Origin of the sequence: Comamonas koreensis, from assembly GCF_014076495.1 — a bacterium.
Taxonomy (GTDB): Bacteria; Pseudomonadota; Gammaproteobacteria; order Burkholderiales; family Burkholderiaceae_C; genus Comamonas; species Comamonas squillarum.
The window spans coordinates 2,042,600-2,056,232 of the sequence record NZ_CP043575.1 but is presented as its reverse complement, the minus strand read 5'-3'; the positions used below and the strand labels follow the sequence as shown (position 1 = coordinate 2,056,232).

Annotated in this window: 11 protein-coding genes; 5 read left to right on the top strand and 6 right to left on the bottom strand. The window is 61.4% G+C overall.

The annotated features are described in order from the left end of the window. Window positions 1-338: 338 nt before the first annotated feature. From ppk2 to murJ, 3 genes are all read right to left on the bottom strand, one after another. Window positions 339-1,247 carry a polyphosphate kinase 2 gene (gene ppk2 / locus F0Q04_RS09155; RefSeq protein WP_021025542.1) on the bottom strand — a complete coding sequence of 303 codons (909 nt, stop codon included), beginning with the start codon at window positions 1,245-1,247 and terminating at the stop codon, window positions 339-341. Between the two features lie 82 nt (window positions 1,248-1,329). Beyond that, window positions 1,330-2,250, bottom strand: a complete 921-nt coding sequence (locus tag F0Q04_RS09150) for a SirB1 family protein (RefSeq protein ID WP_232539562.1) — start codon at window positions 2,248-2,250, stop codon at window positions 1,330-1,332. 88 nt (window positions 2,251-2,338) lie between these two features. Then, window positions 2,339-3,904: a murein biosynthesis integral membrane protein MurJ gene (gene murJ / locus F0Q04_RS09145; protein ID WP_116927262.1), complete on the bottom strand. Its 1,566-nt coding sequence runs from the start codon at window positions 3,902-3,904 to the stop codon at window positions 2,339-2,341. Window positions 3,905-4,021: 117 nt separating this feature from the next. Between murJ and rpsT the strand changes: the two genes are divergently transcribed. Further along, window positions 4,022-4,318 (top strand): 30S ribosomal protein S20, encoded by a 297-nt coding sequence (gene rpsT, locus F0Q04_RS09140; RefSeq protein WP_021025539.1) that lies wholly within the window; start codon window positions 4,022-4,024, stop codon window positions 4,316-4,318. 254 nt (window positions 4,319-4,572) lie between these two features. Here rpsT and F0Q04_RS09135 read toward each other — a convergent pair whose 3' ends face one another. Then, window positions 4,573-4,944, bottom strand: coding sequence for a DUF3579 domain-containing protein (locus F0Q04_RS09135; protein WP_116927261.1), 372 nt, complete (start codon window positions 4,942-4,944; stop codon window positions 4,573-4,575). A gap of 657 nt (window positions 4,945-5,601) precedes the next feature. Here F0Q04_RS09135 and F0Q04_RS09130 point away from each other — a divergent pair. Both F0Q04_RS09130 and argF read left to right on the top strand, forming a co-directional pair. After that, complete coding sequence (locus tag F0Q04_RS09130) at window positions 5,602-6,804, top strand: aspartate aminotransferase family protein (protein WP_182345229.1); 1,203 nt, start codon at window positions 5,602-5,604, stop codon at window positions 6,802-6,804. 17 nt (window positions 6,805-6,821) lie between these two features. Continuing rightward, on the top strand, window positions 6,822-7,742 hold the full coding sequence (argF, locus tag F0Q04_RS09125; RefSeq protein ID WP_182345228.1) for an ornithine carbamoyltransferase: 921 nt from the start codon (window positions 6,822-6,824) through the stop codon (window positions 7,740-7,742). A gap of 120 nt (window positions 7,743-7,862) precedes the next feature. Here the strand turns inward: argF and ahpF are convergent, their stop codons facing one another. Both ahpF and ahpC read right to left on the bottom strand, forming a co-directional pair. Further along, window positions 7,863-9,434, bottom strand: a complete 1,572-nt coding sequence (ahpF, locus tag F0Q04_RS09120; RefSeq protein WP_182345227.1) for an alkyl hydroperoxide reductase subunit F — start codon at window positions 9,432-9,434, stop codon at window positions 7,863-7,865. Window positions 9,435-9,557: 123 nt separating this feature from the next. Next, window positions 9,558-10,121, bottom strand: a complete 564-nt coding sequence (ahpC, locus tag F0Q04_RS09115) for an alkyl hydroperoxide reductase subunit C (protein ID WP_021025534.1) — start codon at window positions 10,119-10,121, stop codon at window positions 9,558-9,560. A 409-nt stretch (window positions 10,122-10,530) separates the two neighbouring features. Here ahpC and bfr point away from each other — a divergent pair, with 409 nt between their 5' ends. Next, window positions 10,531-11,007: a bacterioferritin gene (bfr, locus tag F0Q04_RS09110; protein ID WP_116927314.1), complete on the top strand. Its 477-nt coding sequence runs from the start codon at window positions 10,531-10,533 to the stop codon at window positions 11,005-11,007. A gap of 435 nt (window positions 11,008-11,442) precedes the next feature. Further along, window positions 11,443-13,578, top strand: a complete 2,136-nt coding sequence (locus F0Q04_RS09105; RefSeq protein WP_116927258.1) for a TonB-dependent siderophore receptor — start codon at window positions 11,443-11,445, stop codon at window positions 13,576-13,578. The last annotated feature ends 55 nt before the right edge of the window (window positions 13,579-13,633 follow it).

The window sequence follows — 13,633 nt, the reverse complement described above, 5'->3', positions numbered from 1 at the left end:
TCTCCTCAACACGGCTTCGCCGCCTGCAGGCGCCCCCCATGTGACCAGCAGCTGGATCGGCCAACTTTCCCTACGGCCATGCCGTCGATAACCGATGGGCGCTCTGCCAGTATCGGCACAACACAGGCGTAAAAAAACCTCGGTGATAAAACCGAGGCTCTTTGTGTTGAATGATCCGAAATCTTAATTAGAGCCGTAACACAACCCTTGATACGTCGTTGCCTCGCCGGCCGCGCCCTGCCTTGTCGTACTACTGTACTGCCTGCGGCAGGACGCCTAGTCGGGGACGCCTAGTCTCAACCGCAAACCTTCGGTTTGCTGGGTCGTGTTGCCGGCTCTTAATAGACTTCCGGAACATACATGGAAGCGGGCACGGGCAGGCGGCTGTAGTCCGGATGGCGGATCCGGTCGGGCAGCACGACATTCTCATGGTCCACATCGGTGTAGGGCACCTGGGCCAGGAAGTGCGCGATGCAGTTGAGGCGCGCTTTTTTCTTGTCATCGGCATGCACCAGCCACCAGGGTGCCTCAGGAATGTGGGTGCGCTCCAGCATCACTTCCTTGGCCTTGGTGTATTCCTCCCAGCGGACGCGGCTTTGCAGGTCCATCGGCGAGAGCTTCCACTGCTTGAGCGGGTCATGGATACGCCCCAGGAAGCGCAGGTGCTGCTCTTCGTCACTGATCGAGAACCAGTATTTGACCAGCAAGATCCCCGAGCGCACGAGCATCTTTTCAAACTCAGGCACGGTGCGGAAGAACTCTTCGTACTGGTCATTGGTGCAAAAGCCCATGACCTTTTCGACACCAGCGCGGTTGTACCAGCTGCGGTCAAACAGCACGATCTCGCCAGCGGCGGGCAGGTGTGCCACATAGCGCTGGAAGTACCACTGCGTGCGCTCGCGGTCGTTGGGGGCCGGCAAGGCTGCCACGCGCACCACGCGGGGGTTGAGGCGCTGGGTGATGCGCTTGATCACACCGCCCTTGCCTGCGGCATCGCGCCCCTCGAACAGCACCACCACCTTCTGGCCGGTGTGCTGCACCCAATCCTGCAGCTTGACCAGCTCGCCCTGCAGCCTCAAGAGCTCGCGGAAGTACTGGTAGTCATGCTCCGTCATCCCTGCGGCGAACGGCGCGCCCAGCATTCCGTCTTCCATCTCGAGCTCCAGAGACTCGTCGTAATCATCCATCACATCACGCGCAATCTTGTGCATGACGTCTTCTGGTGAAATTCCCAATCGATCTTTCATAGTGGCGCATCCCTAGTGCCGCTATCTTGCCGAAATTGTGTGACGACAGAATGACAAAGAAATGTCAAAACTACGCCATACGTTACATTCGTTGCAAATCTAACAAAGCCGCACGTATATAGGCCGCATCTTCTGGATTGCCGGTCTGGTTCAGGTAGGTTTGCAGATCTTCCCGGGCTCGGTCATGCACGCCCAGCTCTGCATAAGCCAGGCCCCGGTCGCGCAACTCCGTCCATTCGCTGGGCAGCAGCACCAGCAACCGGTTTTGTACCTCAATGAGCTTGGCCCAGTTCTTGTCGCTGCGGTAGACCTCCTTGAGGTTGGAGAGCATGCGCGCAATGATGTCGCGCGGGGTGGCGGCCTGCAAATACAGGCCCAGTGGCACATCGTCTTCATCGACGCGGTGAAACGCCTTTTGCATGGGCTCGAGCATCTCGGCGAGCATATTGCTGGAAAACGACTGGCCCGACAGCGGGTCCAGGACGATCTGCCCTTCTGCCACGCTCACCTTGAGCAGAAAATGGCCGGGAAAGCAGATGCCATGCGCGGGCAGCTGCAAAGCGGTGGCCAGCTCCAGCCAGATGACCGCCAGCGACACCGGAATGCCGCGCCGGCGGTGCAGCACGGCATTGAGGCAGCTGTTGTCGAGCGCATAGAAGTCATTGGGATTGCCTTGAAAACCCCAATCGGCATAAAAGCGGTGGTTGAGCGCCTTGAGCCGCGTCAGCGCACTGCGGCTGCTGGCATCGCGGCTCTCCATCAGCTGGCCCAGCAGCTTGTCGACCTCGTGCAGCACCTGCTGGGTGTCCAACTGCGGGTATTCGATGCAGGCAACGGCAGCGGCCGCTTCCAGCAGCGGAAAACCATCGTCACTGCTGACCAGCGATTCGAAATGCTCCAACGGTGTGGGGATAGAAAAGCGGAAGTCCATACACATCCCAACTACAGCGCCTTCGCATACATCGCTGGCACTCTCGGGCGCTGCCAGTGCCATGGTTTCCATGTATACCACCAGATGGGCTGGCCAGCAGGGTCTGCGTGATGGAAATCACGCAAAAGCCGCATATTCCCTAATAGAGGGAACTATTCTGTCAGCGGCGCAACATAGCGCGCAGCTTCAGGCCGGACAAGGCCAGCACGCCAAAGTACAGCAGCACGGCCCCCAGCATCCACAGCGCCAGCAGGCCCACGCGCTCGAGGCGTTGCGCGCCCAGCGCGACCCAATCGGTCATCTGCGCGCCCCAGGCTAGAAAGATGGCCAGCAGCGCGACGGCCAGCGACACCCGGGCCAGAAAGATCCACCAGCCCGGCCGGGGTTGGAAGCTGCCACGCCGGATCAAGCCCACCAGCAGCCACAGCGCATTGACCACCGCACCCAGGCCGATCGACAAGGCCAGCCCGGTATGGGCCATCGTAGGCACCAGCACCAGATTCAACAGTTGCGTCAGCACCAGCACACAGATGGCAATCTTCACCGGCGTGCGGATGTCCTGGCTGGCATAGAAGCCAGGCGCCAGCACCTTGATGGCCACCATGGCCAATAGGCCCACGCCATAGCCTTGCAGCGCCAGCGCAATCTGGCTCACGTCCGAGCCCTTGAGCGCGCCGTAGTGGAACAGCACAGCCACCAGGGGCTTGGCAAAGACCAGCAGGCCGGCGGCACAAGGGGCGGCCAGCAGCACCACAATGCGCAGGCCCCAGTCGAGCATGGCGCCGTAGCGCTCATCATCACCGGCCGCCTTGGCCGATGACAGCTGCGGCGTCAGCACCACCCCCAGCGCCACGCCCAGCAACGCGGTGGGGAACTCCATCAGGCGGTCAGCGTAGAACAGCCAGGTGACGCTGCCCGGCGCCAGGTAGGAGGCAATCTGGGTGTTGATCATCAAAGAGATCTGGGCCACGCCCACGCCCAGCAGGGCGGGTGCCATCAGCGACAGGATGCGGCGCACGCCGGCATCGGACCAGGCCTGCCTGATGACCGAGGGCCGGCACGAAATACGCGGCAGCATGCCGATGCGGCGCAGCGCAGGAAACTGCACGACCAGCTGCAGCACGCCGCCGGCCATCACGCCAACGGCCATGCCATAGATGGGCTCCAGACCATGGCTGCGCATCCAGGGCGTCAGCGCCAACGCCGCCACAATCATGCTGACATTGAGCAGCACCGGCGTGAAGGCCGGCACGATAAAGCGCTTCCAGGTATTGAGCACGCCCGCGGCCAGCGCCACCAGGGACATGAAGCCGATATACGGAAACATCCAGCGCGTCATCAGCACGGCAGCGTCATAGCTGTGCGGGTTCTGGCGCAGGCCACTGGCCAGCAGCCAGACCAACGCGGGCGCGGCCACCACCCCGATGACGCAGGTCAGCGCCAAGATCCAGAACAGCACCGTGGCCACGCTGTGCACCAAGTCACGTGTGCGCTCCTCGCCTTCCTTGGTCAGGGTGGTGGCCAACACCGGCACAAAGGCCTGGCTGAAGGCCCCTTCTGCAAACAGGCGCCTGAACAGGTTGGGAATGCGAAAGGCAACGTTGAACGCGTCGGTCAGTGCGCTGGCACCAAACATGGTGGCCATCAGCAGATCGCGGGCAAGCCCTGTGATACGCGAGAGCAGCGTAAACAGGGAGACGGTGGAGGCGGCTTTGAACAGTGACACCCGGGCAGTGTAGCCGCGCCGCTGGCGGGAAATTGGCGGCAATCTGGATTTCTGAGTAAACAGCGGCTATAATGCCCGATTCACTGAAAACATCCGCAGACTCAAAGGACACTCATCATGGCATCTAAGCCAGTCAAAAAGAACCCCCGTTTGGCATCCGGCCGCAAGCGCGCCCGCCAAACCATCAAGCTGAACGCCGCCAACACCTCGCTGCGTTCCAAGTACCGTACCGCTATCAAGAACGTGGAAAAGGCTGTTGCCGCTGGCGACAAGACCAAGGCCACCGAACTGTTTGCCAAGGCGCAATCCGTGCTGGACACGATCGCCGACAAGGGCATCTTCCACAAGAACAAGGCTGCTCGCGATAAGAGCCGCATTGCTGCCAAGGTCAAGGCCCTGGCACTGGCCGCCTAAGCCCATTAGGCAATCGCACGGGCAGGATCCCCTGCCCGCCGTTTGTAACGGGTGCGCTCTCAGTGAACTAAAAAGCCGTCGCAAGACGGCTTTTTTCGTTGTACCTGCCGTTTCTTTGCAGCGCCGGGTAAGAAGGGCCACCCTGCGCCCAGCCCAGCAGACTAGGCGCCCATGCATAGCGCCCATGGGGCAGCCGATGCACCGCTGGCACGCGCACCAAGCCAAATACCGGCCCGCAAAAAAGGCCTGAAAACTCAGGCCTTGGTGGTGGTGTTGCCGGTGCTGCCGGCCGGACTGGCGGGGCCGCCAGTGTGGCCTGGCGCCTCCGGAATCAGGCAGGCATCGGTGGTCTGCAGGCCATTGTCGCGCGCAAAGTTCATCACAAAGTCCCAGGCCATCGGCTCGTGCACCTGCAACTCCCGCTTGACGATCACGCATTTGGCGCCATTCATCGTCGTGGGAACACACCAGGGCGAATAGCCCAGATGACCACCACGGCGCATGCCGCCGGGACGAAACTGGCTCATCACCCCCGCCAGACGCTCCGCCCAGTCACTGGGGCGAAAGGTCTTGCCATTCTGGGTCAGGCCCAGAATGAAAACTTCTTGAGATGTGGGAGAAACCATGGGATGGAAGCCTCTGATAGACGCCTGAGCACAGGATCACTGCCTCAGGCCAAACCCGTATTTTAACTCTTATATAAGAGATACGCACGCGCAAGGCATAAGTTCAAAACATCATCAAATGCAAGAAGTGCATAACTTTGCGCAGCATGCCAGGGCCGCCGCAGCGGATATGCCCAAGCCATAGAACCTGTTCAAAGTCTCCTCGCGCCGCGACAGTGTCTTTGCGGGATGGGATGCTAGGCGCAACACCGCAGCAATAGCTCAGCTATTGCGAGGATTTGCAACAACGCAGACCGCCCCTGCCCGGGCGGCCGCAAAGCCACTGTCCCTACGGGTTGGAGTGAAATCGGGCGATTTCTGCGCGCTGGCCCTTGCTTGCACCCCGGTGCAAGCTGCGGACCAGCCCTTCGAACTCATCCCGGTTGCACTCCAACGCGGCTGCGTAGAGACTTTGACCAGGTTCTTAGCGCTGCGTAGTCTAGCTTGCCGAGATTGGGCCTCGCCCGCGCTCTGGCTCCACTGCGATTCTGTGATGCGCATTCTTCACTAGTCTGTCGCTACGCAGCCCCTAGAATGGGACTTCCGCTGGTGCCATGCCATAGGGGCGTGGGGCCATGGCGGATTTTTTGATTCTGTTTCTTTTTTCCGGAGATTTCCATGCAAGACACCGTCAAGCCTTCTGAGCCCCATGTGATGACTACCTATGGCCGCGTGCCGGTCGCACTGGAGCGAGGCCAGGGCGTGCGTGTGTGGGATGTCAACGGCAAGGAATACCTCGATGCGCTGGGCGGCATCGCCGTCAACACGCTGGGCCACAACCACGGCAAGCTGGTCGCCGCGCTGCACGACCAGATGACCAAGTTGATCCACACCAGCAACTACTACTATGTGCCCGGCCAGGAAAAGCTCGCAGCCCTGCTGGTCGAACGCTCGAAGATGACCAATGTCTTTTTCTGCTCCACCGGTCTGGAAGCGAACGAGGCATCGATCAAGATCGCGCGCAAGTACGGCGTGGACAAGGGCATCGAAAAGCCGGTGATCGTCGTGTTCGACCATGCCTTCCATGGCCGCTCGATTGCCACGATGAGCGCTACTGCCAACCCCAAGGTTCGCAACGGCTTTGGCCCGCTGCTCGACGGTTTTCTGCGCGTGCCGGCCAATGACTTCGTCGCGCTGCAGGAAGCGACCGAAGGCAACTCCAATATTGTCGGCGTGATGATGGAGCCCATCCAGGGCGAAGGCGGCCTGCACCCAATGCGCGCCGACTTCATGAAGCAAGTGCGTGCGCTGTGCGACGCCAAGGACTGGCTGTTCATTGTCGATGAAATCCAGGCCGGCATGGGCCGCACCGGCAAGTGGTTTGCCCACCAGTGGGCCGGCATCGTGCCCGATGTGATGTCGCTGGCCAAGGGCCTGGGCTCGGGCGTGCCAGTCGGCGCGGTCGTCGCCGGCCCCAAGGCGGCCAAGGTGCTGCAGCCAGGCAACCACGGCACCACCTTTGGCGGCAACCCGCTGGCCATGCGCGCCGGTGTGGAAACCATTGCCATCATGGAAGAAGAAGGCCTGCTGGCCAATGCCACCAAGGTGGGCGACTACCTCCAGGCCGCGCTGAACGAGGCGCTGGCGGGCACGCCCGGCTTTGTCGAAGTGCGCGGCCAGGGCCTGATGATCGGCGTGGAGCTGAACAAGCCTTGCGGCGAGCTGATCACGCGCGGCGTGCAAGAAGCCGGCCTGCTGTTCAGCGTGACCGCCGACACCGTGATCCGCATCGTGCCACCGCTGATCCTGACCGAAGCCGAGGCCGATGAGATCGTCGCCAAGCTCGTACCGCTGGTCAAATCCTTCCTGGCAGGCCAATAAGGCCAGAAGAGAACGCAATGAAACACTATCTGCAATTCCAGGATTTCACGGCTGACGAATACGAATACCTGCTCAAGCGCGCGGCGCTGATCAAGCAGAAGTTCAAGGGCTATGTGACCCACCACACCCTGGCCGACCGCACCTTGGCGATGATCTTCGAGAAGGCCAGCACGCGCACGCGCGTGAGCTTTGAGGCCGGCATGTACCAGCTGGGCGGCTCGGTGGTGCACCTGACCACCGGCGACAGCCAGCTGGGCCGCGCCGAGCCCATCGAGGACAGCGCGCGCGTGATCAGCCGCATGACCGATCTGGTGATGATCCGCACCTTCGGCCAGGACAAGATCGAGCGCTTTGCAGCGCACTCGCGCGTGCCGGTCATCAATGGCCTGACCAACGAGTTCCACCCCTGCCAGATCCTCGCTGACATCTTCACCTTTATCGAGCACCGCGGCTCGATCCAGGGCAAGACGGTCGCCTGGGTGGGCGATGGCAACAACATGGCCAACACCTGGCTGCAGGCAGCCAACCTGCTGGGCTTCAAGGTCCATGTCAGCACGCCCAGCGGCTACGGCATCGACGAGCAACTGGCCTTCAGCGGCCGCGCCTACGACAAGGACTGCTACCAGCTGTTCAGCGACCCGCAAGAGGCCTGCAAGGGCGCGGACCTGGTCACCACCGATGTCTGGACCAGCATGGGCTATGAAGAGGAAAACGAAAAGCGCAAGAAGGCCTTTGCCGACTGGTGCGTGGACCTCGACATGATGGCCGTGGCCAAGAAGGACGCCCTCTTCATGCACTGCCTGCCCGCCCACCGGGGCGAAGAGGTGCAGGCCGAGGTCATCGACGGCCCGCAGTCGGTCGTCTGGGACGAGGCCGAAAACCGCATGCATGTGCAAAAGGCTTTGATGGAGTACCTCCTCATCGGCAAGCAGGGTTAAACCGCCACGCCACCGCTAGCCCTGCTTGGACTGGCTGAGCCACCTCGGCCCCTCTAGATGTAGCAATGCCCCGAACCTTTCGGTATCGGGGCATTGTTATTTCAGCGCTGATCCGGCAGATCAGGCAGCCGGAGCCGTGGTGCGGATCAGGTGGTCAAACGCGCTCAGCGCGGCAGTCGCACCGGCACCTGCGGCGATGACGATCTGCTTGTACGGCACATTGGTGCAGTCACCAGCGGCAAACACGCCGGGCAGGTTGGTGTGGCCCTTGGCGTCGATCTCGATCTCGCCAAACGGGGTCAGCTGCACGGTACCCTTGAGCCAGCCGGTGTTGGGCAGCAGGCCGATCTGCACAAAGATGCCTTCGAGCGCGACGGTCTTGATCTCGTCGTTCGTGCGGTCCTTGTAGGTCAGGCCCGTCACCTTCTTGCCGTCACCGTTCACTTCGGTGGTCTGCGCATTCAGGATGACCGTCACATTGGGCAGGCTGCGCAGCTTGCGCTGCAGCACGGCATCGGCCTTCAGCTCGGCGGCAAACTCCAGCAAGGTCACGTGCTGGACCACACCGGCCAGGTCAATGGCCGCCTCGACACCGGAGTTGCCGCCACCGATCACCGCCACGGGCTTGCCCTTGAAGAGCGGGCCATCGCAGTGCGGGCAGTAGGTCACGCCCTTGGTGCGGTAGGTATCCTCACCGGGCACATTCATGTTGCGCCAGCGCGCGCCGGTCGACAGGATCACCGTGCGGGCCTTGAGCTTGGCACCCGATTCGGTCTCGATCTCGATCAGGCCACCTTCCTGCGCTGCGGGCGTCAGGGACTTGGCAGTCTGCAGATTCATGATGTCGACTTCGTAGTCGCGGATATGGCTCTCCATCGCGGCCGCAAACTTGGGGCCATCGGTCTTGCTCACGGAGATGAAGTTTTCGATATCCACGGTGTCGAGCACCTGGCCGCCCAGACGCTCGGCGGCAATGCCGGTACGGATGCCCTTGCGTGCCGCATAGATCGCAGCGGCTGCGCCTGCGGGGCCACCGCCGACAATCAGCACATCAAAGGCGTCCTTGGCCGAAATCTTCTGCGCCTCGCGGGCTGCCGCGCCGGTATCGACCTTGGCAACGATCTCGGCGAGCTCCATGCGGCCCTGGCCAAAACGCTGGCCGTTGACGAACACGGTGGGCACGCCCATGATTTCGCGCTCTTGCACTTCCTTTTGGAACAGGCCGCCATCGATCGCGGTGTGCGTGATCTTGGGGTTGAGCACGGACATCAGGTTCAGCGCCTGCACGACGTCCGGGCAGTTGTGGCAGGACAGCGAGTAGAAGGTCTCGAAGTGCAGCGGTGTGTCGATGTTCTTGACCTGCTCGAGCAGCTCAGCGGACTCCTTCGAGGGGTGGCCGCCCACTTGCAGCAGCGCCAGCACCAGCGAGGTGAATTCATGGCCCAGCGGCACACCGGCGAAACGCACGCCGACATCGGTGCCCGGGTTGGTGATCAGGAAAGACGGCTTGCGTACATCGGCCGCATTGTCTTCGACCACCGTGATCTTGTCGTTCAGTTCTTTGATATCGGCCAGCAGCTGGCGCACTTCCTTCGACTTGTCACCGTCATCCAGGGTCGCCACCAGCTCGACGGGCTTGGTCAAGCGCTCCAAGTAGGCTTTCAGTTGGGCTTTCATGGTGTTGTCGAGCATGGGACTTCCTTCAAACTTCTCGTGGCCCGCCTTGGGGCGTTGCAGCACTTTTCAAAAAAACAAAGCCCGGGCGCCAGGCACCCGGGCGTCTACTACGTTGGAATTGCAGCAGTGATTAACAGCTTAGATCTTGCCAACCAGGTCCAGCGATGGAGCCAGGGTCTTTTCGCCTTCTTGCCACTTGGCAGGGCAGACTTCACCGGGGTGCGATGCCACGTACTGGGCAGCCTTGATCTTGCGCAGCAGGTCTTCTGCATTGCGGCCGATGCCTTCAGCGGTGATTTCCATCGCCTGGATCACGCCTTCTGGATCAACGATGAAGGTGGCACGGTCTGCCAGGCCTTGGCCTTCGCGCAGGCAGTCGAAGTTCTGGCTGATTTGCCAGGTTGGGTCACCCAGCATGGTGTACTTGATCTTGGCGATGGTGTCCGAGGTGTCGTGCCAGGCCTTGTGCACGAAATGGGTGTCGGTCGAGACGGAATAGACTTCCACGCCCAGCTTTTGCAGCTCAGCGTAGTGGTCGGCCACATCGCCCAGTTCGGTGGGGCAGACAAAGGTGAAGTCAGCAGGGTAGAAGAAGAACACAGCCCACTTGCCCAGGACGTCTTTTTCGGTCACTTCGATGAACTTGCCATCCTTGAATGCTTGCGTCGCGAAAGGCTTGATCTTGCTGTTGAGTACGGACATGGTGGTTTCCTTCTGTTGAGTAAAAAACGATTGACAGGGGTCAGTGTAGAAAGATCTTCATAATTGAGCAATTCAATTAATACAATCATTTAGATTTAAACAAGCTATTATTCAAGCACTGACCCAAGGCAGATAGCTATATGCGGGCTGGTGCCTATTTTGCAAGCCTGCGCAGTGCAGCACGCCTTGTTCGCTGCAACTTAGCACAGCGCCATGACAGCGCAGTTGCGCTGCAGCAAGCCGCATCATGCAAGCAAGGGACGGGCTGCGTCAAATGAGAACACGACTCAGCCTTACACGCAGCCAGAGCAAAAGCACGGGGGATAAGCACCGCTGGGTTTGGTTGCTTGACCTTTCGCAAGGACAATAGCCCCAACACCCGTTAATGACACAAGAGAAGGAGCCCACCATGAAAGGCGATCCCAAAGCCATCGGTTTTCTGCAAGCGCAGCTGAAAAACGAACTCACCGCGATCAACCAGTATTTTCTGCATTACCGCATGTACAAGCACTGGGGTCTGGACAAGCTGGCCAAGAAGGAATACGAGGAATCCATTGGCGAGATGAAGCATGCCGACTGGCTGATGGACCGCATCTTCATGCTCGACGGCCTGCCCAACCTGCAGGACCTGGGCAAGCTGCAGATCGGTGAAGACGTGCCGGAGGCACTGGCCTGTGACCTGCGCCTGGAGCAAGCCGCCCAAGCCACCATCAAGGATGGCATCGCCCACTGCGAAAGCGTGCGTGACTATGTCTCGCGCGACCTGCTGCAAAAGATCCTGGACGACACCGAAGAGCACATCGATTTTCTCGAAACCCAGCTGGACCTGATCGACAAGGTCGGCATCCAGAATTACCTGCAGTCCATCATGGGCGAGGTCGAATAAGCCCCGCCTCCAGCAACGCCACGCAAAAAGGACCTTCGGGTCCTTTTTGTTGTATCTGCCGCACAAACCTGCTTGCATTGATGGTTAAACAATAATCATTCAAAACTTCTATTACACTGCGCGTTCATCTTTCTTCGCACGCCAGCATCGTTTGTTTACCGATGCCAGCCAGCGCACCGGGTCACCCCACACTGCCATGCTGCGTGCACGACTATCCCTTCGCCTCGCGGTCTACAGGCCGCAGTTGGACGCCTTGGATGCCAGCACCTGCATCCACAGCGCAGCCTCCCTGCATGGCAGCGGTCAGGCCCGGTAAAGCTCAAGTGCTGACCCTTTCAGCGCGCCGTTTTCCGCGTTCAACACCCGATTACCATGTCTGACACCGCTATCCCATCAGCCGCGCCGCGTGCGCTGCACACCGCTTTACACACGGCCATGTGGGCTGCCCTGGCCTGCTGGGGCGGCAACGCATTGGCACAAAGCACGCAACCGGTAACTGCTACTCCGGCAGAAACCACGCTCGCCCCCATCACCGTGCAGGGTGAGACCGAGGCCGAGACAGCCACCGGCCCGGTCAAAGGCTTTGTCGCCAAACGCGCCATCTCGGCCACCAAGACCGACACCCCGCTGATCGAGACCCCGCAAGCGATCAGCGTGGTGACGCGCGACCAGTTTGAAGCCCAGGGCGTGACGACCCTGCGCGAGACCACACGCTATGCAGCGGGCATCAACTCCAGCTATTTCGACAACCGCGTCGACAGCTTCAAGGCGCGCGGCGGCGATGTCAGCCAGTACCAGGATGGCCTGCTGCGCACCTATGGCACCTACAACAACATCAAGGTCGAACCCTATACCTTGGAGCGGGTCGAGTTTCTGCGCGGCCCCTCTTCGGTGCTGTATGGCCAGGGCAGCGTGGGCGGCGTGCTCAACCTGACCAGCAAACGCCCGCTGGACCAGCCCCAGCGCGAGCTGCAGGTTCAGCTGGGCAGCCACAGCCGCAAGCAGATTGCCAGCGATATCACCGGCCCCATCGACGACGACGGGCGCTGGCTCTACCGCCTGGTGGCGGTGGGCCGTGACAGCAACACCCAGGTCGACCATGTCAAGGACGACCGCCTGGTCATTGCGCCGTCGCTCACTTTCAAGCCCTTTGCCGGCACCTCGCTGACCTTGCAGGCCATGTACCACAAGGACAAGAGTGGCTCGATCACCCAGTTCTTCCCCTGGCAAGGCACGCGCCTGTCCAGCCCCTACGGCCAGATTCCGACCAACACCTTCATCAGCGAGCCCAACTTTGACAAGTACGATTCCGAGAACAAGTCCTTTGGCTACCTGTTCAGCCACCAGCTGAACGACAGCTGGACCCTGCGCCAGAACCTGCGCCGCACCACCAGCGAGGTGGACTACCGCACGCTCTACACCAGCTTTGCCGCCAACGCCGCAGCGGGCCGCCCTGCCCGGCCGGTGTTCGATCCCGATGGCCGCACCGTGCAGCGCGATGCCGTCTGGCAGGTCAATGGCGGCCGCATGCTGCTGGTCGATACCCAGCTCGAAGGCAAGCTGCAGACCGGTGATGTGCAGCACACGCTGCTGGCCGGTATGGACTGGCAGCGCAATACCACCAGCCAGGCGAGCTGGCGCGCGCTGGGCACACCGCTCGATGTCTACAACCCGGTCTACGGCTCGTTCACGCCGCCCACGGCATCGCAATTGGTGCAGGCGCCCAATGTGTCGCAGCGCCAGCTGGGCTTCTACCTGCAGGACCAGCTGCGCTGGGGCGACTGGAGCGCCACGGCGGGCCTGCGCCGCGACCATGCCAAGACCGAGACCGAAGGCCGGCCCGCAGCCGCTGCCGACGATTCGGCCTGGACCAAGCGCGTAGGCTTGACCTACCAGGCCGGCGGCGGCTGGGCGCCTTATGTCAGCTATACCGAGTCCTTCCAGCCACTGGGCGGCGTGGACTTTTACGGCACGCCCTACAAACCGCAGCGCGGCAAGCAGGTCGAAGCCGGTGTGAAGTGGATTCCCGAAGGCCGGGGCATCTCGGGCTATGCGGCCGTCTACAGCCTGCGCGAGCAAAACCGCAAGACCAATGACCCGGCCAACCCGCTCAACAGCCTGCAGCTGGGTGAAGTCAAGACCCAGGGCTTTGAAGCCGAGATGACCGCCAGCCTGGCCAAAAGCTGGGACTGGACCGTCGCCTATGCCTATACCGACGCCAAGATCAGCCGCAGCAATGCGGGCGACCAGGGCCAGCGCGTGGCTGCCGTCTCGCGCCACATGGCATCGAGCTGGCTGATGCACCGCTTTGCCAGCCAGGGGCGCGGCGGCTGGAGTGTGGGCGCGGGCATGCGCTACACCGGCTCGCAGTGGTCGGGCACCAGCGCCATCGACACGCCCTCCTCGCTGCTGACCGATGCGATGGTGGCTTATGACAGCGGTGACTGGCGCCTGGCCTTCCATGCCAACAACCTGACTGACAAGGTCGTGATCACACAGTGCCTCTCACGCGGCGACTGCTTCTACGGCGAGCGCCGCAACTTCCTGCTGACTGCGACCTACCGCTACTGATCACCACCGATCACCCTGGATCGCGGGCAGCAAAATGCCCGCGCGGTGGATGCAA